Source organism: Streptomyces rugosispiralis, from assembly GCF_024505145.1.
In the GTDB taxonomy this organism is placed as follows: Bacteria; Actinomycetota; Actinomycetes; order Streptomycetales; family Streptomycetaceae; genus Streptomyces; species Streptomyces rugosispiralis.
In genome coordinates, this window is record NZ_JANIAA010000028.1 from 107,606 (window position 1) to 128,440 (window position 20,835).

The following is a 20,835-nucleotide window of genomic DNA, read 5'->3' on the forward strand; positions in this document are numbered from 1 at the left end:
AGCGGCTTGAGGGGTTCCGAGGGCCACCGCATAAGCTCATGCGCATGAGCGATGCGCGTGACGCCCTGCTGCAGCAGATCAAGGACAAGGCCGTGGTCCACGGCAAGGTGACCCTCTCCTCCGGGCGTGAGGCCGACTACTACATCGACCTGCGCCGGATCACCCTGGACGCCGAGGCCGCGCCGCTGGTCGGGCAGGTCATGCTCGAGGCCACGGCCGATCTGGAGTACGACGCGGTGGGCGGGCTGACCCTGGGCGCCGACCCGGTGGCCACGTCCATGCTGCACGCCGCGGCCGCGCGCGGGCGCCGGCTCGACGCCTTCGTGGTCCGCAAGGCCCAGAAGACCCACGGTATGCAGCGCCGGATCGAGGGACCGGACATCGCGGGCCGACGGGTGCTGGTGGTCGAGGACACCTCCACCACCGGTGGCTCGCCGCTGACCGCGGTGGAGGCGGCGCGGGAGGCCGGTGCGGAGGTCGTCGCGGTCGCGACGATCGTCGAGCGCGGCGCCGCGCCCGCGATCGCGGACGCCGGGCTGCCGTACCTCCCGGCGTACTCGCTCACCGACCTCGGACTGAGCTGAATCACGCGGGCTGAGGAGGCGGGAGGTTTCACGTGAAACCACCCACCCCCGTCCGTGTGGTCTCGGCGTGCGCCGTGTGGAGCAATCGACGGAGTCTGGGATTATGGCCCCGACGATGACGTCGCCCCTAGGTCAGGGCCAAGTACGACTAACCCGCACATACAAGGAGCGGTCAGATGCCCATCGCATCCCCTGAGATCTACAACGAGATGCTCGACCGGGCGAAGGCGGGCAAGTTCGCCTACCCGGCGATCAACGTGACCTCGACGCAGACTCTGCACGCCGCCCTGCGCGGCTTCGCCGAGGCGGAGAGCGACGGCATCGTCCAGATCTCCACCGGTGGTGCCGAGTTCCTGGGTGGCCAGTACAAGAAGGACATGGTGACCGGTGCGGTCGGCCTCGCCGAGTTCGCGCATGTCGTGGCCCAGAAGTACCCGGTCAACATCGCCCTCCACACCGACCACTGCCCGAAGGACAAGCTGGACGGCTATGTGCGTCCGCTGCTCAAGATCTCGCAGGAGCGCGTCGCCAAGGGCCAGCACCCGCTGTTCCAGTCCCACATGTGGGACGGCTCCGCGGAGACCCTCGCCGACAACCTCGACATCGCGCAGGAGCTGCTCGCCGAGGCGGTCAAGGCGAAGATCATCCTCGAGGTCGAGATCACCCCGACCGGTGGCGAGGAGGACGGCGTCACCCACGAGATCAACGACAAGCTGTACACGACGGTGGACGACGCCCTGCGCACCGCCGAGGCCCTGGGCCTGGGCGACAAGGGCCGCTACCTGCTGGCCGCCTCCTTCGGCAACGTCCACGGCGTCTACAAGCCGGGCAATGTCGTCCTCCGCCCGGAGCTGCTGCGTGACCTCCAGGACGGTGTCGGCGCGAAGTACGGCAAGCAGGACCCGTTCTTCTTCGTCTTCCACGGCGGCTCCGGCTCCACGGAGCAGGAGATCCGCACCGCGCTGGAGAACGGCGTGGTGAAGATGAACCTCGACACGGACACCCAGTACGCCTTCAGCCGTCCGATCGCGGACCACATGTTCCGCAACTACGACGGGGTGCTGAAGGTGGATGGCGAGGTCGGCAACAAGAAGACGTACGACCCGCGGAGCTGGGGCAAGCTGGCCGAGACGGGGATGGCCGAGCGGGTCACCAAGGCCTGTGCGGATCTTCGGTCCACGGGTACGAAGCTGAAGTAGTTCTTCGGCTCGCCTCTTCGGGCCCGGCGTCTCGCCTTTGCGGCGAGCCGCCGGGCTCGTTTGCGTTGTGGGCTGGTCCCGGGGGCGCTGCCCGGGGCATGATCCAGGTATGGGCGGCTCCACGCCCGGGGCGGGGCACGCTCCGGGCAACGGTGAGCCGGTACGGCTGTCCGTGCCGGCCGGACGGTGGCTGGTGTTCACCACCGTGCTGGGTTCCGCCATGGCGCTCCTCGACAGCACCGTCGTCAATGTCGCCCTGCCGCGCATCGGCCTCGACCTGGGCGCCGATCTGCCCGTACTGCAGTGGACCGTCAACGCCTACATGCTCACCCTCGCCGGGCTGATCCTGCTCGGTGGGGCGCTCGGGGACCGGTTCGGGCGGCGGCGGGTGTTCGTCATCGGAGTGGTGTGGTTCGCGCTGGCCTCGCTGGTGTGCGGGATGGCGCCGAACGCCGGGGTGCTCATCGCCGCGCGGGCGTTCCAGGGCATCGGCGGGGCGCTGCTCACCCCCGGGTCGCTGGCGCTGATCCAGTCGGTGATCCACCCCGACGACCGGGCGCGGGCGATCGGGCTGTGGTCCGGCTTCGGCGGGATCGGGGCGGCGATCGGGCCGTTCCTGGGCGGCTGGCTGGTGGACGGGCCCGGCTGGCGCTGGGTGTTCTTCATCAATGTGCCGCTGGCCGCGGTGTGTGTGCCGGTCGCTTTGCGCCACGTACCGGAGACCCGCGATCCGCACCCGCGCGGCCGGTTCGACGTGCTCGGCGCCCTGCTGGGGGCGGCGGCCCTCGCCCTGGTCACCTATGCGCTGATCGCCGCGCCGCAGAAGGGCGCATCGGCCGCCGTGGTGGTCCCCGGCGTCGCCGGGCTGGCGCTGGGGGCGGCCTTCATCGCCGTGGAGCGGAGGCTGCGCGAGCCGATGCTGCCGCTCTCCATTTTCGCCTCCCGCCAGTTCAGCGCCGTCAATGTGGTGACCCTGTGCGTCTACGCGGCCTTCGGCGGCTTCTTCTTCCTCTCGGTGCTCGACCTCCAGGTGGTGGTGGGCTACTCCGCGCTCGCCGCCGGTACCGCGCTGTTGCCCACCACCACGCTGATGCTGCTGCTGTCGGCCCGTTCGGGGGAGCTGGGCAAGCGCATCGGCCCGCGGATCCCGCTGACCGTGGGCCCGCTGCTGTGCGCGGCGGGGATGCTGCTGATGACCCGGGCCGGGGTGGGGGCGGTGTACTGGCGGGACATCCTGCCCGCGCTGTTGGTGCTGGGCCTGGGCATGGTCGTGGTGGTCGCCCCGCTCACCGCGACCGTCCTGGCCTCGGTGGACGTCGCCCGCGCCGGCCTGGCCAGCGGGGTCAACAACGCGGCGGCCCGCGCGGCCGGGCTGGTCGCGGTGGCCGCGTTGCCGCTGCTCGCGGGGATGGGCCCGGAGGCGTACCGGTCGGCGGACGCCTTCTCGAGCACCTTCCGGCGGGCGATGCCGATCTGCGCCGGGGTGCTGGTGCTGGGGGCGATCCTCGCCTGGCGCACGGTGCGCTCGGACGCGCTGGAGCAGGCGGGCGCGGAGGTGGGGGCGGAGCCGGAGCGGGCCGGGGCCGCGGTGCCCGCGGAGGGCGCCGAGGGCGCCGCGCGGGCGGCGGGGCCGCCGTGCCGCCCCGAGTGCGCCTACCACTGCGGGGTGTCCGCGCCGCCCCTGGACCCGGGCGAGCGAAGTCCCCGTACCTGACCCGCGTCCCCCTCATGGCTTGAGCGTGTCGGATGGGGCCCCGGACCAGGCAGACTGGAACCCATGGCCATTCACGAGAACCTGCTCGGGGGACCGCCCCCGACCCATCTGCCCGACGACCCGGAGCCGCGCGAGCTGCTCGCCTCCGGCGCGGCCCCGGCCGAGGTCGCCGCGAAGTACCCGGCCTCCTCGCTCGCCTGGGCGCAGCTCGCCGACGAGGCGTTCGAGGCCGGCCGGGTGGTCGAGTCCTACGCGTACGCCCGCACCGGCTACCACCGCGGGCTCGACGCCCTGCGCCGCAGCGGCTGGAAGGGGCACGGTCCGGTGCCCTTCGAGCACGAGCCCAACCGGGGCTTCCTGCGCGCCCTGCACGCGCTCGCGCGTGCCGCGCAGTCCATCGGCGAGCAGGAGGAGTACGAGCGCTGCTCGACCTTCCTGCGCGAGAGCTCCCCGACCGCGGCGGACACGCTCTCCTGATTCCCGTCTTCTGAATCCCGTCTCCTGATCTCGGCTCTCCTGATCCGCTGAGACGGCGCGAGGCGCACCGGGCCTGTGGGGTGTCGTATGCCCCACGGGCCCCTTGGGCCCCTTCCGTACTTGCCGATCGTCCGCGCTGCGCGGATGATGCGGTGCGGGGCCCCTTCGGCTGTGGGCCCCGAGGGGACCGGGGCTCCGAGACCGAAGGGATGGGGCGGACCGCTACCCGGTAGCGAGCAGTACTCAGGAGATGCGATGTCGCAGCAGCCTGTCCCTGACCACGCCGAGTCCGACGCCCCGAATCTGGACTTCGCCGGCACCACGCCGTACGAGGACTACGTCCAGGCGTCCGTGCTCACCCACCTCCAGCACCCTCTCTCCGACGATCCCGGCGAGATGGTGTTCCTGGTCACCACCCAGGTCATGGAGCTGTGGTTCACCGTGATCGTCCATGAGTGGCAGACCGCCGCGCAGGCGCTGCGCGAGGACGATCTGCCCACCGCGATGGCCGCGCTCCAGCGCTCGGCGTACGAGCTGGAGTCGCTGAACGCCTCGTGGACGCCGCTGGCCCATCTCACCCCCGGCCAGTTCAACGCGTACCGCTCCGCGCTCGGCGAGGGCTCCGGCTTCCAGTCGGCGATGTACCGGCGGCTGGAGTTCCTGCTCGGCGAGAAGTCCGCGTCCATGCTCGTCCCGCACCGGGGCGCGCCGCGGGTCCACGCCGAGCTGGAGAAGGCGCTGACCGAGCCCAGCCTCTACGACGAGGTGCTGCGCCATCTCGCGCGGCGCGGCCTCGCCGTCCCGGCCGCGGTGCTGGACCGCGATCCCGCCCTGCGCCATGAACCGGATCCGGGGGTGGAGCGGGTCTGGGCGGAGATCTACTCCGGTCCGCGCGACAGCGAGCTGGTCCGGCTCGGCGAGGCGCTCACCGAGGTCGCCGAGCTGGTGTGGCGCTGGCGCAATGACCACCTGGTGGCGACCCGGCGGGCGATGGGCTCCAAGACCGGCACGGGTGGCTCGGCCGGGGTCGCCTGGCTGGAGAAGCGCGCGGCCAAGAACGTCTTCCCCGAGCTGTGGACGGCGCGCAGCCATGTCTGACGCGACGATTCCGACGGAGTCGGCCGGTGCCGAGCGGGGTGCGGCGCCCGGTGCCGGGCGCGGTGCGGCCGAGCCCGGTGCGGCCGAGCCCGGCGCGGCCGAGCCCGGCGCGGTCCAGCCCGGCGCGGCCGCGCCCGGTCTGTCCGGGACCGCTCCGGCCGACGAGGCCGCCAGGCTCGACGCGGCCGACCCGCTGCGCGCCAAGCGCGACGCCTTCACCCTCGACGACACGATCTACCTCGACGGCAACTCACTGGGCGCGCTGCCCCGCGCCGTCCCGCCCCGGCTGGCCGATGTGGTCGCCCGCGAATGGGGTGAGCTGCGCATCCGCTCCTGGGATGAGAGCGGCTGGTGGACCGCGCCGGAGCGGATCGGCGACCGCGTCGCCCGGCTCATCGGCGCGGGCCCCGGCCAGGTCGTGGTGGGCGACTCGACGAGCGTGAACGTCTTCAAGGCGGTCGTCGCGGCCGTACGGATCGCCCAGGAGCGCGGCGTCCACCGGGATCAGATCCTGGTGGACGAGGCCACCTTCCCCACCGACGGCTATATCGCCGAGTCCGCCGCCCGGCTGACCGGCTGCACCGTGCGGCCGGTGGCCGCGGCTGACGTCCCGGCCGCGGTCGGCGCGCACACCGCCGTCGCGCTCGTCAACCACGTGGACTACCGCACCGGCCGCCTCCACGACCTGCCCGGGACCACAGCCGCCGTGCACGCGGCGGGCGCGCTCGTGGTGTGGGACCTCTGCCACAGCGCGGGCGCCCTGCCGGTCGGGCTGGACGCCCATGGCGTGGACCTCGCGGTGGGCTGCACCTACAAGTACCTCAACGGCGGGCCCGGCGCGCCCGCGTATCTGTACGTCGCCCAGGCCCATCAGCCCCGCTTCGACTCGCCGCTGCCCGGCTGGAACTCGCATGCCGACCCCTTCGGCATGGCCTCCGCCTACACCCCGGCCGACGGCGCGGTCCGCGGCCGCGTGGGCACCCCGGACATCCTCTCGATGCTGGCGCTGGAGGCCGCGCTCGAGGTGTGGGACGACGTGACGATCGAGGACGTACGCGCCAAGAGCCTGGCCCTGACGGACCTCTTCCTGCGCTGTGTCGAGGACTACGTACCGGCGGGCCGCGTCCGGTCGATCACCCCCGCCGCACACGCCGAGCGCGGCAGCCAGGTGGCGCTGCGGTGCGCGGAGGCGGAGGAGGCCGGGGAGGTGATGGCGGAGCTGGTGCGGCGCGGTGTCGTGGGCGACTTCCGCCGCCCCGATGTGCTGCGCTTCGGGTTCACCCCGCTGTACACGGGCTTCGCCGAGGTGGAGCGGGCGGCGCGGGTGCTGGCCGACGTGCTGACGGAGGGCTGACCGATGGGCGCAGCGGCAGCGGCAGCGGGCGCAGCGGCAGCGGCAGCGGGGGCGGCGGAGGAGACGTCGGTCTTCGGGCTCGCGCCCGTGGACCCGGCCCGGACCGCCGCGTACGGCGACCATCCGGACCAGGTGGTGGACTTCTACCTTCCGCCGCCCGGGACGGACGGCGCCGCCCGCCCCGCCCCGCTGGTCATCCTCTTCCACGGCGGTGCCTGGCGTGCGCCTTACGACCGTCGCCATGTCTCGCCGTTCGCCGCCTTCCTGGCGGGGCGGGGCCTGGCGGTGGCGTCCGTGGAGTACCGACGCGGTGGGGCGGGCCCCGCGCGGGCCGGGCGGTGGCCGGAGACGTTCGACGACATCGCGGCCGCCGTGGACACCGTGCCGGACCTCGCCCGGGGACTCGGGCTCCCCGGGGTCGATCCGGACCGCGTGGTGCTCAGCGGGCACTCCGCGGGCGGGCACGCCGTGCTGTGGGCGGCGGCCCGGCACCGGCTGCCGTCCGGCACTCCCTGGCAGTTGCCCTCCCCCTCCCCGCTTCGCGGCGTCGTCGCCCTCGCCCCCATCGCGGACCTCGCCACGGCCCGCGCGCTGGACGTCTGCTCCGGCGCCGTCGACGAACTCCTCGGCGAGGGCGAGGGCGAGGGCGAGGGCGAGCGCGGGGGCGAGGGCAAAGGCGAAGACGAAGGCAAAGGCAAAGGCGACGGCGATGAGCTGACGGTCCGGCTGGGCCTCGCCGACCCCGCCGCGCTGCTGCCCACCGCGATCCCCACCACCATCGTGCAGGGCGGCACCGACATCGATGTGCCACCGGCGGTCGCGGACGCCTTCGCGGAGGCCGCGTCCCGCGCCGGACAGGACGTACGGCTGATCAGGACCGACGGCGGCCACTTCCCGCCCATCGACCCCACGACGCCCGCCGCGCACACCGTCGCGGCGGAAATCGCCCGCCTGGCGGGGACGGACGCGGCCGCGTAGTACTTCAGACGGACACCGCACAATCCACATTCCCGGGGACGACGCCGCGGTGCCCGCTCCCTACCGTGGACGGCGTGACTGAGACGATTCCGCGGACCGAACTCCGCACCATCCGCCGGGCGTTGTCCGACCTGCGGAAGGACTTGATCACCGACGCCTTCGCCCTCCGCCCCGTGCCGCCCCTCGCCACCACGCATCCGCTGGTGCGCATGATGCCCCGGTCGGCCCTGCCGTACGCGCCGTGGCTGCCGCAGGCCGCGGTCGTGGCCTGCGCCTTCTACCTCATGGCCGTGGCGGTCGAAACCGAGGGCGCGGGTCTGGCCCTGGTCAGCGGTGTGCCACTGCTGTTGGCGCTCTACCGGCCGATCGGCGCCTGGTGGCTGTCGTTCGGGGGGAGCGTCATCTGGGGTCTGGGTATCCCCGAGACGAGTGCGGGCGGCATGTGGCCCTGGTCGCCGACCTTGTTCGCCTCGTATATCGGGGTGATGGTGATCGTCGCGTTCCAGAACCGCCCCCGCGTGGCCGGACAGATGCTGCTGCTCACGGCCGGGTTCGGGTTCGTCTACGACCTTGTCGCCGATTGGCGGCAGACGAACGCCTTCCCGATGGTGGTCACCTCCTGCGTCATCGTGGGCGCCGTCGTCGCCCGGCGCAGTCTGCGCGAGACCAAGCAGCAGGTCGCCGTGGAGCAGTCGGCCACCCACGAGGAGCGCTCCCGCCGCACCCTGCTGGAGGAGCGCGCGACCATCGCCCGTGAGCTGCACGACGTCGTCGCGCACCACATGTCCGTGATCGCCATCCAGGCGGAGGCGGCGCCCTACCGGGTGGCGAACCCGCCCGAGGAGCTGGCCACCAGCTTCGCGACCATCCGCGAGAACGCGGTCGCCGCGCTCACCGAACTCCGCCGTGTCCTCGGCGTCGTCCGCGCCGACGACCCCGATGCCTACGCCGACGCCGACCCCGAGGCGCCCCAGCCGACCCTCGCCACCCTCGACACGCTCTTCGCGGGGGTCCGGGCGGCGGGGCTGACCGTCGAGCACATCACCACCGGCGCCGTACGGCCGCTGCCCTCCGGCGTGGAGCTGTCCGCGTACCGGATCGTCCAGGAGGCGCTGTCCAACGCGCTGCGGCACGCGCCGGGCAGCACCGCCCGCGTCGAAGTGGCGTACGTCCTCGGCGGCCTGGGCCTGCGGATCGTCAACGGCCCGCCCACCCAGACCGTACGGCCCTCGCCCGGCATGGGCCATGGGCTGCTCGGGATGCGGGAGCGGGTGGCCATGCTGAACGGGGAGATGACGGCGGGCGCGGTGGAGGGGGACGGCGGCTACGAGGTCACGGTCTTCATCCCGGCCGCCGCGGTCCCCGAGGCGGAGGCGTCCGGACCGGAGCCATCGGCACCGAAGCAGGGCCCCGTTCCGGAGGCACCGGGCCACGCGCCTGGGCAGGTATCGGACCAGGCACCGGACCAGGCATCGGGCCACGCGCCGGGGCTGAAGAAGGGCCTCGCTCCGGAGGGGGAGACGATGAGGCCATGACCACCGACGCCCCCTCCCTCCCTTCCTCCATCCGCGTGCTGATCGCCGACGACCAGGTGATGGTCCGCGAGGGCTTCTCCGTGCTGCTGAACGCCCAGCCCGATATCGAGGTCGTCGGCGAGGCGGTCGACGGGCGCCAGGCCATCGCCCAGGTGGCGGCCCTGCGCCCCGATGTGGTCCTGATGGACATCCGGATGCCGGAGGTCAACGGCCTCGAGGCCACCCGTGAGATCGTCGCGGCGGACGCGGACGCCAAGGTGCTCGTCCTGACCACCTTCGACCTGGACGAGTACGTCTACCAGGCGCTGCGCTCCGGAGCGAGCGGCTTTCTGCTCAAGGACGCCTCCGCCCGGCAGCTCGGCGACGCGGTGCGCATCGTCGCCGCGGGCGAGGCGCTGCTCGCGCCGACCGTCACCAAGCGTCTGATCAGCACGTTCTCGCGGATCGGCGAGGCCGCCGGGTTCGGCGGCTCGCTTTCCTCCCCGCAGGGGCGGCTGGCCGAGCTGACCGAGCGGGAGAACGAGGTCCTGGTGCTGGTCGCCCAGGGCTGCTCCAACGCCGAGATCGCCGAGCGGCTGATCGTCGCCGAGTCGACGGTGAAGACGCATGTCAGCCGGATCCTGGTGAAGCTGGGGCTGCGCGACCGCACCCAGGCGGCGGTGTTCGCCTACGAGGCCCGCCTGGTGACGCCCGGAGGCTGACCGGCCCGGTGAGCACCCGGGACTGCCCCTGGGGCATCCGCGCCCCCTGGAGGAATCCGGCGGCCCCTGGAGGCATGCCGGCGGCCCCTGGGAGGTGTCCGGTGGCCCCTGGAGGCATCCAGCGCCCCCCTGGAGCCGTCCGGCGGCCCCTGGAGACCGGGCGGGCCCGGCGGTACCGTCCGGGGATGAGCAGCAGCGCGGAAGCCCCCGCCTTCGACCCCTGGCGGCCGTCGTTCGTCGCGGACCCGTATCCGGCCTACGCCGAGCTGCGCGAGCGCGGCCGGGCGCACTGGTTCGAGCCCTCCGGCCAGTGGCTGATCCCGCGTCACGCGGATGTCGGCGCCCTGCTGCGGGACCGCAGGCTCGGCCGCACCTATCGCCACCGCTTCAGCCATGAGGAGTTCGGCCGCACCGCGCCGCCGCCCGAGCACGAGCCGTTCCACACCCTCAACGACCACGGCATGCTCGACCTGGAACCGCCGGACCACACCCGGCTGCGCCGCCTCGTCTCCAAGGCGTTCACCCCGCGGACGGTCGAGGCGCTGGTGCCGACGATCCGGCGGCTCGCGGAGGAACTCGTCGACTCCCTCGTCACCGCGGGCGGCGGGGATCTCATCGAGACGGTCGCCGAACCGCTGCCGGTCGCCGTGATCGCCGAGATGCTGGGCATTCCGCCCGCCGACCGCCCCGCCCTGCGGCCCTGGTCGGCGGACATCTGTGGGATGTACGAGCTGAGTCCGGGCGAGGACACGGCGCGCCGGGCCGTGCGCGCGTCCGTCGAATTCTCCGCGTATCTGCGCGAGTTGATCGAGGCGCGCCGCAGGGCCCCGGGGGACGATCTGATCAGCGGGCTCATCGCCGCGTACGACGAGGGCGACCGGCTCACCGAGCAGGAGATGATCTCCACCTGTGTGCTGCTGCTCAACGCGGGCCATGAGGCGACGGTCAACACCACCGGGAATGGCTGGTGGGCGCTCTTCCGCCACCCCGAGCAGCTCGCCCTGCTCCGCGCCGACCCCGACGCGCTGCTGCCCACCGCCGTGGACGAGTTGCTGCGCTACGACACCCCGCTGCAGCTCTTCGAGCGGTGGGTGCTGGAGGACATCGAGGTCGGCGGCACGGCCATCCCGCGCGGCAGCGAGGTCGCGCTGCTCTTCGGCTCGGCCAACCGCGACCCGGCCCGTTTCGACCGCCCCGACACCCTCGATCTCTCCCGCGCGGACAACCCCCACATCAGCTTCGGCGCCGGGATCCACTACTGCCTGGGCGCCCCGCTGGCCCGGCTGGAGCTGATCGCCTCCTTCGGCGCCCTGCTCCGCAAGGCACCCGGGCTGCGGCTGGTCAAGGAGCCGGAGCGGCGGGCGAACTTCGTCATCCGCGGGCTGCGGGAGCTCCAGGTCGAGCTCTGAGCAATCTGAGCAAGGAGACCTGAGCGCGAAGAGGCACGGAGACAAACGAGCCCCCTGTTGTCCACAGGCTGTGGACAACAGGGGGCGGTTGCCGGGGTGTGGTGGGCCGACGGGGGTCAGCCGCCGATGTCACGGCGGCGCATGCCCACCAGTCCTCCGGCGGCGAGAACGACCGAGAGGAGCAGCAGCCACAGGAACGGGGCGGCCGTCACCTCGTCGCCCGGCAGCTTCGGCAGATGGCTGAAGGGTGAGGTGTTCATGACGGAATCGGACAGCTCCAGCGCCGGGCCCATCCAGCCCAGGGCGACCACCCAGCCGACGAACGCCCAGGACGCGGCCGAGTACTTCGGCACCACGCCCACGAGGAAGAGCGTCAGGCTGGTGAGCACCCACAGCGCCGGGAGCTGGGAGAGGGCGGCGCCCAGGCAGCGCGGGAGCTGGTCGGTCAGATCGCCCGCCGCGATGCCATAGCCCAGCCCCAGCGCCAGACCGCCGATGACCAGGATGACCACCGGGCCGAGGTACGCGATGACCAGATGGCTCCCGGCCCAGCGCAGCCGGCCGACGGCGTTGGCCAGCAGGGGCTCCGCGCGCTGATCGGTCTCCTCGCCGCGCAGCCGCAGTACGGAGGTGGCGGTGTAGACGGTAAGGATGGTGCCGAGGACGCCGACCATGGCGGCCAGGAACGCGTCGTTGAGCCCCTGGGCGCCCCCCATCCGCTGGATGATCTTGCGGGTCTGTTCGCTGTCCCCGAGGAAGTCGTTCGCACCGTCGGAGATGCCTCCGAAGATGGCGCCCGCGAAGACGAAGCCCGCGGCCCAGCCGAGCAGGGCACCGCGCTGGAGCCGCCAGCCCAGACCGTAGACCCCGTTCAGCAGCGGGCCGGCGGCCGGTGGTCCTGGACGGCTGGCGTAGAAGCTGGCGCCCACGTCGCGGCGCCCGGTGAGGGAGTACGCGAGGGTGATCGAGGCCGCGGCGAGCACGGCGATCAGCAGCAGCGGCCACCAGCGCTCGTCCGCGTACGGCCGGGCGTACTCGGCCCAGCCCAGCGGGGAGAGCCAGACCAGGACATGGCCGGAGCCCTTGCTGCCGTCCTCGGCGGCGTCACCCGCCATGCGCAGCACGAAGGCGACGCCGACCGCGGCGGAGCTCAGGCCCCGGGCCAGCCGTGCGTTCTCCGTGAGCTGGGCGGCGACGGCGGCCAGACCGCCGAAGGCCATACCGGACAGGCCCACGGCGAGGCCGAGGGCCAGCGCGCCGGTGCCGCCCTGGCCCGCGAGGCTGCCCGCGATGAGCAGGGTCACCGTGCCGTTGGCGATGGCCACCGCGAGCAGGGCCGAGGTGAGCCCCGCGCGGCGGCCGACCATGCCGGCGGAGAGCGCCTCCTGGCGGCCGGTCTCCTCCTCCTCACGGGTGTGCCGGATCACGATGAGCAGGCTCATGATCGCGGCGAACACCGTAAGGAAGGCACCCACGCGCCAGACGGTGAGCGCGCCGAGCGTGTCGTCGAAGGCGGCGCCGAACAGGGCCCGGGTCGAACCGTTCCCGTTCATGTCCTTGACGAGGCCGGCACGCCGGGCCGGGGTGTCGTACGCGCTCTTCAGGCGGCCGACGGTGCTGCTGGCCGTGAGCCCCAGGCACAGCACCCACACCGGCATCATGATCCGGTCGCGGCGCAGGGCGAGCCGCAGCAGCGTGCCCGTGCCCGCCAGATCGTGGGCCGATCCGCGGGCGCGGGGAGAGACCCGGGCGTCGGCTACGGCGGTCATCGGGCGATCGCCTCGGCTTCCGTGCGCGTGATGTCGTCCTGGTAGTGGCGCAGGAAGAGCTCTTCCAGGGTGGGCGGGGTGGAGATGAGGCTGCGCACCCCGACCTGGGTGAGCTGCCGCAGCACGGCGTCCATCTTGTCGGAGTCGACCTGGAGCTTGACCTGGCTGCCCTGGATGTCCACGTTGTGCACACCGGGGAGGCCGGACAGGCCGTTCGGCTCGCCGGCGAGCTCGGCGGTCACCGACGTGCGGGTCAGATGGCGCAGCTCGGCGAGGCTGCCGGACTCCACCCGCCGGCCCTTGCGGATGATGCTCACTCTCCGGCAGAGCGCCTCGACCTCGCTGAGGATATGGCTGGAGAGCAGCACCGTACGACCGCGGTCGCGCTCCTCGGCGACGCACTCGCGGAAGACCTCCTCCATGAGCGGGTCGAGCCCGGAGGTCGGCTCGTCGAGGATCAGCAGCTCCACTTCGGATGCGAACGCGGCGACCAGGGCGACCTTCTGGCGATTGCCCTTGGAGTACGTACGGCCCTTCTTGGTGGGATCGAGCTCGAAGCGCTCCAGGAGCTCGGCGCGGCGTGCGGTGTCCAGCCCGCCGCGCAGCCGTCCGTACAGGTCGATGACCTCTCCACCGCTCAGGTTGCGCCACAGGGTGACGTCTCCGGGGACGTACGCGATGTGGCGGTGGAGGTCGACCGCGTCGTGCCAGGGGTCCTTGCCCAGCATCTGCACCGCGCCGGAGTCGGCGCGGAGCAGCCCGAGGAGGACCCGGATGGTCGTGGACTTCCCGGCGCCGTTGGGCCCGAGGAAGCCATGGACCTCACCTGCCTCGACTTCGAGGTCGAGGCCGTCCAACGCGTGGGTCCGGCCGAAGGACTTGTGGAGGCCGGACACGGAGATTGCCGTTTTCATGATTTCGAAGCTACGCTAGTTTCACAAATTTGTGAAGTTAAGGAACCATATAAACTTATGATGATGTGACGAAGAGAGGAGATGATGAAGCGGTGAGGGAGACGATCGAACCAGGGGGCGCGCCCGATGACACGCGCGGTGAAGTGGCGCGTGACGAGGCGGCGGTGTCCAGGTTCGTCGAGCGGTTCGCGGCCGATCTGGCCGAGGCCGGGATGCAGCGCATGGCGGCGCGGGTCTTCGCGGCGCTTCTCGTCTCCGACTCGGGGGCACTCACCTCGGCGGAGCTGGCCGAGCGGCTGCGGATCAGCCCGGCCGCGGTCTCGGGCGCGATCCGTTATCTGTCGCAGGTGGACATGGTGGTGCGGGAGCGCGAGCCGGGCTCCCGCCGGGATCGGTACCGGCTCTACAACGAGGTCTGGTACGAGACGCTGACCCGCCGCGACCAGATAGTGGCCCGCTGGGAGAGCACCATGCGCGACGGCGCGAAGGTGCTCGGCCCCGGCACCCCGGCCGGGCTGCGGCTCACCGAGACCGCCGAGTTCTTCGAGTTCGTCCAGCGGGAGCTGCCCAAGATGCTGGAGCGCTGGCGCGCCCAGCAGGCCGAGCGCAGCGCCGCCGAGGCCCGCGAGGCCGAAGCGGGCTGACGGCCCACCCGCGCGCCGCCCCGCCCGGCCCGGGGACGGCGCGAGTGGGACTCAAGGGCGGTGGGGGAGCATCAGGCTCCAGGCCTCGGCCAGGACCGTCCAGGTGCGGCTGCGGACCGGGCCGCGGATCAGCGCGTCCGCGTGGTAGCGGAAGTCCGGTCCTGAGACGGTGACGGCCCGTGCCCGGGTGCGCAGCGGGCCGCCCGCCGCATGGGGGTGGACCACGACCTCCGCCAGCCCGCCGCCCGGTGCGGCCGTCGAGACCGAGACCCGCTCCACCGGCCGGTCCAGATCGGTCAGCAGCACCCCGTCCGCCTCGATCCGCAGCCGCTGCGGCGGCGGATGCGGCGGCCGCCGGGCGCCGCCCGCCAGCCCGATCATCGGGAGCGAGAGCAGCGTCAGCGCGGTGCGGGCGGTGCGGGCCGCCGGGCTCCACCACGGCCGGTGGCCGTCGCCCGCCCCGTCGGGGCCGTCCCGGTCGTGGCCGGGCGGGCCCGTGCCGTCCCGGCCGTCCTCGCCGTCCTCGGCCCGGCGGCGGTCGTGGACGCAGGGGTCGCAGCCGCAGTCCCGGCCCCTCGCCCCGTCGCCGTGCGGCCCCGGGCCGTGCCCGTCCGTCCCGGCCGTCCCGTCGGGCCCGGCCGCCGTACCGCGGTCGCCGCCCGGCCCCCCGTCGTGCGCACCGTAAGGAGCGAACCCGGAGGGGATCCCCAGCCCGCCGAGGACCACCCCGCCGCTCTCGTCCACCAGCAGATCACGCGGGCGCGCGGTGCCGTCGAGGACCGTACGGGCCGCGGCGACCGCGTCCGTCGGCACCCCGAGCGAATGGGCCAGGGCGACCGTGGCGGAGCCGCCGACCGGGACCACCGACAGCGCGGCGTCCGCCAGCTCCCGCCGCCGGTGCAGCAGCTCCACCATCCGCAGCAGGGCGCGGTCGTCGCCGACCAGCACGGGCCGGCGGGCGCCCCGGCGGGCCAGCGCCCGCTCGACCTCCTCCGGGCCGTCCGGCAGGCAGATTTTCGTCTGCGCGCCCGCACACAGCACATCCTTCGCGATCCGCACCGACTCCCCGTCCGTACGGCGGGCGTTGGGGTCGATGACCATGAGCAGCGGGCGCCCCCGGGCGGTGTCCGGCGCAGGGGGCCGGGGATCTGGAGCCGACACCTCGGTCCTTCCTCAGGTAATCTCTCGGTGCAAGAGCCCCTGTCGCTGTTGCGCCAGGGGCTTCGTCTATCCGGGGCACCGGTTCGACGGCTCTTGTGGTGGCGCACGTCACCATGCACGTTGGACATGCCCCGCCCGGAAGGGGTGTACGCCTGTGCCCGCACTTGTGCTGCTCGGTGCTCAGTGGGGTGACGAGGGCAAGGGAAAGGCCACCGACCTGCTCGGTGGTTCCGTGGACTACGTAGTGCGCTACCAGGGCGGTAACAACGCGGGCCACACGGTGGTGGTCGGCGACCAGAAGTACGCGCTGCACCTCCTCCCGTCCGGAATCCTCTCGCCCGGGTGTACCCCGGTCATCGGCAACGGCGTCGTCGTGGACCCCGCGGTCCTGCTCTCCGAGCTGAGCGGGCTCGCCGACCGCGGCGTCGACACGTCCAAGCTGCTGATCAGCGGTAACGCCCATCTGATCACGCCGTATCACACGACCCTCGACAAGGTGTCGGAACGATTCCTCGGCAAGCGGAAGATCGGCACCACCGGCCGCGGCATCGGCCCGGCCTACGCGGACAAGATCAACCGGGTGGGCATCCGGGTCCAGGACCTCTTCGACGAGTCGATCCTGCGGCAGAAGGTCGAGGCGGCCCTGGACTACAAGAACCAGGTGCTGGCCAAGCTCTACAACCGCCGCGCCATCGCGGTCGACCAGGTCGTCGAGGAGCTGCTGGGCTACGCGGACCGGCTCGGCGGCTATGTCGCCGACACCACCCTGCTGCTCAACAACGCCATCGACCAGGGCCAGGTCGTGCTCTTCGAGGGCGGGCAGGGCACCCTGCTCGACGTCGACCACGGCACGTATCCCTTCGTCACCTCCTCCAACCCGACCGCGGGCGGCGCCTGCACCGGCACCGGAGTGGGCCCGACGAAGATCAGCCGCGTGATCGGCATCCTCAAGGCGTACACCACCCGCGTCGGCGCGGGCCCGTTCCCCACCGAGCTCCTCGACGAGGACGGCGAGAAGTTGCGCACGATCGGCGGCGAGCGCGGTGTGACCACCGGGCGCGACCGGCGCTGCGGCTGGTTCGACGCGGTCATCGCGCGCTACGCGACCCGGGTCAACGGACTGACCGACTTCTTCCTCACCAAGCTGGACGTGCTCACCGGCTGGGAGCGGATCCCGGTGTGCGTGGCGTACGAGATCGACGGCAAGCGCGTCGAGGAACTGCCGTACAGCCAGACCGACTTCCACCATGCCAAGCCGATCTACGAGACGCTGCCGGGCTGGTCGGAGGACATCACCCAGGCCAAGACCTTCGACGAGCTGCCGAAGAACGCGCAGACGTACGTCCAGGCGCTGGAGGAGATGTCGGGCGCCCCGATCTCGGCGATCGGCGTCGGGCCGGGCCGTGACGAGACCATCCAGATCAACTCGTTCCTCTGATCCCTGGGTGGGGGTGCGGGCCTCGGCGAAAGCGCGGCCCGCGCCTCGGCGTCACTACGCCGCGGGCGGGCCGAACACCCCGGCGGGCTGCTGCGCCTGGCCGACGGGGAGCGCGGCCCGCCGCTCCTGCATCTTGGTGATCCGCCGGACCACGCCGATGGCCAGCACCGCCGCCAGGATGCCGATGGCGTCGTCGGCGATGTTGATGATGACACCGGGCCGCTGTTCCCTGATGTTGTCGCTGACGATCTCGCTGGCCCCGTGCACCGGGAACATCAGGAACATGAGCACGAAAAACGTCCACCACCAGTGCAGCACCGCGCGTCCGCGGCGTCCGGGCCCCGGGGGAGTGCTGGAGGTCCAGATGTCGTTGGCGATCTGCTTGGGGAGCCAGAGCTGGGCGACCGGGATGAACCAGGCGCCCACGGAATAGCCGCTGCCGAACCGCTGCCGCCCCGGATTGAGCACCGTGGAGTTGATGTAGGCGGTCCGGAACCAGACCAGCCACAGCACGGCGAGCACGCACACCGCGACACCGATACCGGTGCCCATCGCATCGATGTCGCTGCTCTTGCTGTAGATGAGATTCCTGGTGTCCGAGTCGAGCTCGCCGCCGAAGTACGCGTCGAGCAGCGAGATGTTCAGCGCCAAGTCGAGCAGGGTCAGCGTCAGCCAGACGCCGAACATGCTCACCAGGGCGGTGGCCAGACCCCGGATCGGCCTCATCCGCGTGCCGGCGCCGGCGTAGCCGACCGGTGCCTGATAGCCGCCCTGCCAGGGCTGGGCGTTCATCGCGTACCCGTGCGCCTGGGGCGTCGCGTACGCGGACGGGGAGGCGTACGGGCTGGGCGGGGTGTGCGGACCGGGCGGGGTGTGCGGACCGGGTCCGGCCTGGGGGTGGCCGTACGCCGACGGGTTCTGCGGCGGCGTCAGGGACTCCGGCTGCGCGTTCTCGGCCTCCACCTCCAGCAGTTGGAGCGCGTCCCGCCCCAGCCGGGCGAGCAGTCCGCCCGGCAGCCAGGGCTCGCCGTCATCGGCCACCGGCTGGGTGGCGGCCACCAACTCGGCCACCGACGGCCGCTTGGCCGGGTCCTTCTCCAGGCACGCGGTGACCATCCCGAGCGCCCCTTCCGGGAGCCCCGCCAGATCGGGCTCCTCCTGGGCTATTCGGTACATCAGCGCGTGGATGCCGCTGTCCAGGTTGCCGAAGGGCTGGCGCCCGGTGGCGGCGAAGGCGAGCACCGAGCCGAGGCAGAAGACATCGCTCGCGGCCGTGACCGGCTCACCGCGCACCTGCTCGGGCGACATGAACCCGGGCGAGCCGACGACCGCGCCGGTCGTCGTCAGATTGCCGCCCGCGGTGCTGCCCACGGCGTCCAGGGCGCGTGCGATGCCGAAGTCGATGACGCGCGGACCGTCGATCGTGATGAGGATGTTGGACGGTTTCAGATCGCGATGGACCAGCCCGGCGCCGTGGATGTCGCGCAGCGCGAGGGCCAGTCCGTGGGCCAGGATCCGCAGCGAGCGCTCGGGCAGCGCCCCGAAGTCCTCGGCCACGACGCTGTGCAGGGACGGACCGCCGATGTAGCCGGTGGCCACCCAGGGCACCTCGGCATCGGTGTCGGCGTCGAGCACCGGCGCGGTCCATTGGCCACCGACTCGTGTCGCGGCCTCCACTTCCCGTTTGAAGCGGCTGCGGAAGTCGGTCTGGCGTGCGAGTTCGGCCTGTACGAGCTTCACCGCCACGGTGCGGCCGCGGGCGGAGCGGGCGAGATAGACCCGGCCCATTCCGCCCTCGCCCAGCTTGCCGAGCAGTCGGTACTCGCCGATCCACCGCGGGTCCTGGGCCCCGAGGTTCTCCATCGCGGTGTGGCTCCTGTCCCTGTGCCGATAGTCCCTCTGCCGATCGGCCGATCAGTCGAGGCGGGTGAACGTCTGTGTCATCGTCTCATCGCTGTAATCGTCCGGGTCGTCATATACGACACGCAGCTTGTCATGTCCGGAAGATGTGAACGTGAGTGACGTGCCGGGGCCGCAGAGATTCTTGGGAGTGCCCCCGGTGAACTTCGAAGGGCTGAGGACCAGTCCCTTCTCCACCGAGGCCAGGATCCGGTCACCCTCGCAGTGGTACTTCTTGCTGTCCGCGACCTCCTGGCCCACTACGGAGCCGATCGCGCCCTGCTTGATGGTGATCTTCAACGTGGCGTCGGGCTTCCCGAACGCGTCCTTGGCCAGCCAAGTGCCCACGTACCCGGAGGGGATGGGCTTGCCGCCGGTCTTGGAGGGGCGCAGCGTCGCCTCGGAGGAGCCGTTCGTGGTGCTCCAGGCGAGGGTGCCGTCGTTGCCTATCCGCAGCGTCTGCTCGCCGACCGCGCTGCAACTGTCCTCGGGGATGCTGGTGGCCACCTCCTCGTCCTCGATGAGGAGCAGGCTGTCCACCGACTTGAGCTTGGCGGAGTCCTGGCAGAACGAGTCCGAGTCGGAGGTCAGGGTCTCGGCGACGACCGCGCCGACCGGCCCCTGCGAGAGCACGACCCGGCGGATCTTGCCGGTCGACTCGCCGCTCTCCTTGATCTCGCCCTCCCAGGCGCCCAGATACTCGGTGGGCACGTCGCCGGACGTCTCCAGCTCGGTCGCGGACGGTTCGGGGCCGTTCGAACCCCCGGCGGAGCCCTTGGAGTTGCCGCCGCCCGAGCCGTCCGATCCGCCCGGGTCGGGCGGAGTGTGGGTCATCTTGCTGTAGTCGGTCTTGGCCCGGTCGCCCTTGTCGTCGTTCCCCTTGACGATGACGAGCGCGGTGACCCCGGCTATGAGGGCGGTGGCGACGGCGGCGGAGACGGCGATGAGCGTCTTACGGCGCCGCCGGTTCGGCTTCGGTGGCGTCTGCGGCGAGCCGCCCCCGGGCCCGCTCGGCGCCCCCGGTCCGCTTGGCCCACCCGGCCCACCCGCTCCGCTTGGCCCACCCGCTCCGCTTGGCCCACCCGGTCCGCCGAACCCGGCGGAGGGTGACCCGGCGGCCGCTCCGAACGAGGTGACGGCGGGCGGCCCGAAGCCATGCGATGGCGTCGGCGGCTCGCCCTCCGCGCCCGCCCGCGGTGCCTGCGGCGGGATGGCGTGCGACGGGTAGCCGTACGCCCCGGGGGCGTAGGGCCCGCCGGAACCGGGCGAGTTGGGCGCGGCGGCGGCTGCCCCGGCCCGCGGCGGGGTGGCGCTTCCGGGCGCGCCGTGGCCGGGCGCGCCCGCGTGCGGTGTGCCGTGATCCGGCCCGGCCTGTCCGGCGCCCGCGTGAGGTGTGGCGCCCGCGTGGGGTGTGGCGCCCGCGTGGGGTCCGGCGCCCGCGTGAGGTGTGGCGCCCGCGTGAGGTGTGGCGGCGGGGCCGGCGGGTGTGGCGCCACCGGGGGAGTTGGGCGCGGCGGGCGAGTCTCCCGCCGCCTCGGCCTGCGGTGTGCCCGCCGATGGCGTGGCGGCCCGCGGGGCGCCGGACGGGTCGGCGGGCCGGCGCGGGTCGGCCGACGGCGTGCCTGCCTGTGGCCCGGCGGCCGGCTCGGGTCCGCCCTGGTCCTCGCCCGCCCGCGGAGCGGCCGGAGGCCCGCCGGGCCGGTCCGGGCCGCCCGGCGCCGCGCCCGCCGAGGGCGGAGTGGACGGCGCCGGGGGGAGGGGCGCCGCCGAGGGGCGCGGCGGGGTGGTCGGTGGCGGGGGTGTGGGGGGTTCCGCCGGGGCGAGGGGGTACGACGTGGCCGACGGCGGCGCGGCGGGCGGCGGCGGTGGTGGTGCGGCGGTGCCGGTCGCCCCGGCCGGGGGGGGGACGGGGGCCGCCGCCCCCGCCACGGGCGGGACGGCGGGGCGCGCGGGGGCCCCCC

Annotated in this window: 16 protein-coding genes and 1 pseudogene; 12 read left to right on the forward strand and 5 right to left on the reverse strand. The window is 72.8% G+C overall.

Features of this window, described 5'->3' with window-relative positions:
- Positions 1-38: 38 nt before the first annotated feature.
- The 10 genes from pyrE to NP777_RS32080 all read left to right on the forward strand — a co-directional run bounded on the left by pyrE (position 39) and on the right by NP777_RS32080 (position 11,049).
- On the forward strand, positions 39-584 hold the full coding sequence (gene pyrE, locus NP777_RS32035) for an orotate phosphoribosyltransferase (RefSeq protein ID WP_256653655.1): 546 nt from the start codon (positions 39-41) through the stop codon (positions 582-584).
- Positions 585-760: 176 nt separating this feature from the next.
- On the forward strand, positions 761-1,783 hold the full coding sequence (gene fbaA / locus NP777_RS32040) for a class II fructose-bisphosphate aldolase (protein WP_256653656.1): 1,023 nt from the start codon (positions 761-763) through the stop codon (positions 1,781-1,783).
- A gap of 109 nt (positions 1,784-1,892) precedes the next feature.
- Entirely contained in the window at positions 1,893-3,497 is a 1,605-nt protein-coding gene (locus NP777_RS32045; protein ID WP_256653657.1) for an MFS transporter, read from the forward strand.
- A 63-nt stretch (positions 3,498-3,560) separates the two neighbouring features.
- Entirely contained in the window at positions 3,561-3,974 is a 414-nt protein-coding gene (locus NP777_RS32050) for a DUF3151 domain-containing protein (protein ID WP_014178261.1), read from the forward strand.
- Positions 3,975-4,229: 255 nt separating this feature from the next.
- Positions 4,230-5,072 (forward strand): tryptophan 2,3-dioxygenase family protein, encoded by an 843-nt coding sequence (locus NP777_RS32055; RefSeq protein WP_256653658.1) that lies wholly within the window; start codon positions 4,230-4,232, stop codon positions 5,070-5,072.
- Entirely contained in the window at positions 5,065-6,426 is a 1,362-nt protein-coding gene (kynU, locus tag NP777_RS32060; protein WP_256653659.1) for a kynureninase, read from the forward strand. The genes NP777_RS32055 and kynU overlap by 8 nt, the downstream gene beginning before the upstream one ends.
- 3 nt (positions 6,427-6,429) lie before the next feature.
- Positions 6,430-7,404, forward strand: a complete 975-nt coding sequence (locus NP777_RS32065; RefSeq protein ID WP_256653660.1) for an alpha/beta hydrolase — start codon at positions 6,430-6,432, stop codon at positions 7,402-7,404.
- A gap of 74 nt (positions 7,405-7,478) precedes the next feature.
- On the forward strand, positions 7,479-8,939 hold the full coding sequence (locus NP777_RS32070) for a sensor histidine kinase (RefSeq protein ID WP_391858614.1): 1,461 nt from the start codon (positions 7,479-7,481) through the stop codon (positions 8,937-8,939).
- Positions 8,936-9,640, forward strand: coding sequence for a response regulator (locus NP777_RS32075; protein ID WP_256653662.1), 705 nt, complete (start codon positions 8,936-8,938; stop codon positions 9,638-9,640). Before NP777_RS32070 ends, NP777_RS32075 begins: the two co-directional genes overlap by 4 nt.
- Positions 9,641-9,825: 185 nt before the next feature.
- Positions 9,826-11,049, forward strand: coding sequence for a cytochrome P450 (locus NP777_RS32080; protein ID WP_256653663.1), 1,224 nt, complete (start codon positions 9,826-9,828; stop codon positions 11,047-11,049).
- 116 nt (positions 11,050-11,165) lie between these two features.
- On the opposite strand, the gene NP777_RS32085 is transcribed toward NP777_RS32080, so the two are convergent.
- Together NP777_RS32085 and NP777_RS32090 are read right to left on the reverse strand one after the other, a co-directional pair.
- Positions 11,166-12,818 carry an ABC transporter permease gene (locus NP777_RS32085; protein ID WP_256653664.1) on the reverse strand — a complete coding sequence of 551 codons (1,653 nt, stop codon included), beginning with the start codon at positions 12,816-12,818 and terminating at the stop codon, positions 11,166-11,168.
- Entirely contained in the window at positions 12,815-13,732 is a 918-nt protein-coding gene (locus NP777_RS32090) for an ABC transporter ATP-binding protein (protein ID WP_256653665.1), read from the reverse strand. The genes NP777_RS32085 and NP777_RS32090 overlap by 4 nt, the downstream gene beginning before the upstream one ends.
- Before the next feature lie 92 nt (positions 13,733-13,824).
- On the opposite strand from NP777_RS32090, the gene NP777_RS32095 reads away from it, so the two are divergent.
- Positions 13,825-14,376, forward strand: coding sequence for a GbsR/MarR family transcriptional regulator (locus NP777_RS32095; RefSeq protein WP_256653666.1), 552 nt, complete (start codon positions 13,825-13,827; stop codon positions 14,374-14,376).
- A 51-nt stretch (positions 14,377-14,427) separates the two neighbouring features.
- Here the strand turns inward: NP777_RS32095 and NP777_RS32100 are convergent, their stop codons facing one another.
- On the reverse strand, positions 14,428-15,477 hold the full coding sequence (locus NP777_RS32100; RefSeq protein ID WP_256653679.1) for a hypothetical protein: 1,050 nt from the start codon (positions 15,475-15,477) through the stop codon (positions 14,428-14,430).
- A 214-nt stretch (positions 15,478-15,691) separates the two neighbouring features.
- On the opposite strand from NP777_RS32100, the gene NP777_RS32105 reads away from it, so the two are divergent.
- A complete protein-coding gene (locus NP777_RS32105) occupies positions 15,692-16,975 on the forward strand; it encodes an adenylosuccinate synthase (RefSeq protein ID WP_256653667.1) in 1,284 nt (427 codons plus the stop codon).
- Between the two features lie 54 nt (positions 16,976-17,029).
- On the opposite strand, the gene NP777_RS32110 is transcribed toward NP777_RS32105, so the two are convergent.
- Positions 17,030-18,838 carry a protein kinase domain-containing protein gene (locus tag NP777_RS32110; protein WP_256653668.1) on the reverse strand — a complete coding sequence of 603 codons (1,809 nt, stop codon included), beginning with the start codon at positions 18,836-18,838 and terminating at the stop codon, positions 17,030-17,032.
- 51 nt (positions 18,839-18,889) lie between these two features.
- Positions 18,890-20,835 (reverse strand): annotated as a pseudogene (locus tag NP777_RS32115) (hypothetical protein); the annotation flags it as partial.

Bases quoted from the DNA above. Each gene is read 5' to 3' on its own strand.
- pyrE (WP_256653655.1), top strand. From the start codon at position 39: ATGCGCATGAGCGATGCGCGTGACGCCCTGCTGCAGCAGATCAAGGAC.
- fbaA (WP_256653656.1), top strand. From the start codon at position 761: ATGCCCATCGCATCCCCTGAGATCTACAACGAGATGCTCGACCGGGCG.
- NP777_RS32045 (WP_256653657.1), top strand. From the start codon at position 1,893: ATGGGCGGCTCCACGCCCGGGGCGGGGCACGCTCCGGGCAACGGTGAG.
- NP777_RS32050 (WP_014178261.1), top strand. From the start codon at position 3,561: ATGGCCATTCACGAGAACCTGCTCGGGGGACCGCCCCCGACCCATCTG.
- NP777_RS32055 (WP_256653658.1), top strand. From the start codon at position 4,230: ATGTCGCAGCAGCCTGTCCCTGACCACGCCGAGTCCGACGCCCCGAAT.
- kynU (WP_256653659.1), top strand. From the start codon at position 5,065: ATGTCTGACGCGACGATTCCGACGGAGTCGGCCGGTGCCGAGCGGGGT.
- NP777_RS32065 (WP_256653660.1), top strand. From the start codon at position 6,430: ATGGGCGCAGCGGCAGCGGCAGCGGGCGCAGCGGCAGCGGCAGCGGGG.
- NP777_RS32075 (WP_256653662.1), top strand. From the start codon at position 8,936: ATGACCACCGACGCCCCCTCCCTCCCTTCCTCCATCCGCGTGCTGATC.
- NP777_RS32080 (WP_256653663.1), top strand. From the start codon at position 9,826: ATGAGCAGCAGCGCGGAAGCCCCCGCCTTCGACCCCTGGCGGCCGTCG.
- NP777_RS32085 (WP_256653664.1), bottom strand. From the start codon at position 12,818: ATGACCGCCGTAGCCGACGCCCGGGTCTCTCCCCGCGCCCGCGGATCG.
- NP777_RS32090 (WP_256653665.1), bottom strand. From the start codon at position 13,732: ATGAAAACGGCAATCTCCGTGTCCGGCCTCCACAAGTCCTTCGGCCGG.
- NP777_RS32100 (WP_256653679.1), bottom strand. From the start codon at position 15,477: ATGGTCATCGACCCCAACGCCCGCCGTACGGACGGGGAGTCGGTGCGG.
- NP777_RS32110 (WP_256653668.1), bottom strand. From the start codon at position 18,838: ATGGAGAACCTCGGGGCCCAGGACCCGCGGTGGATCGGCGAGTACCGA.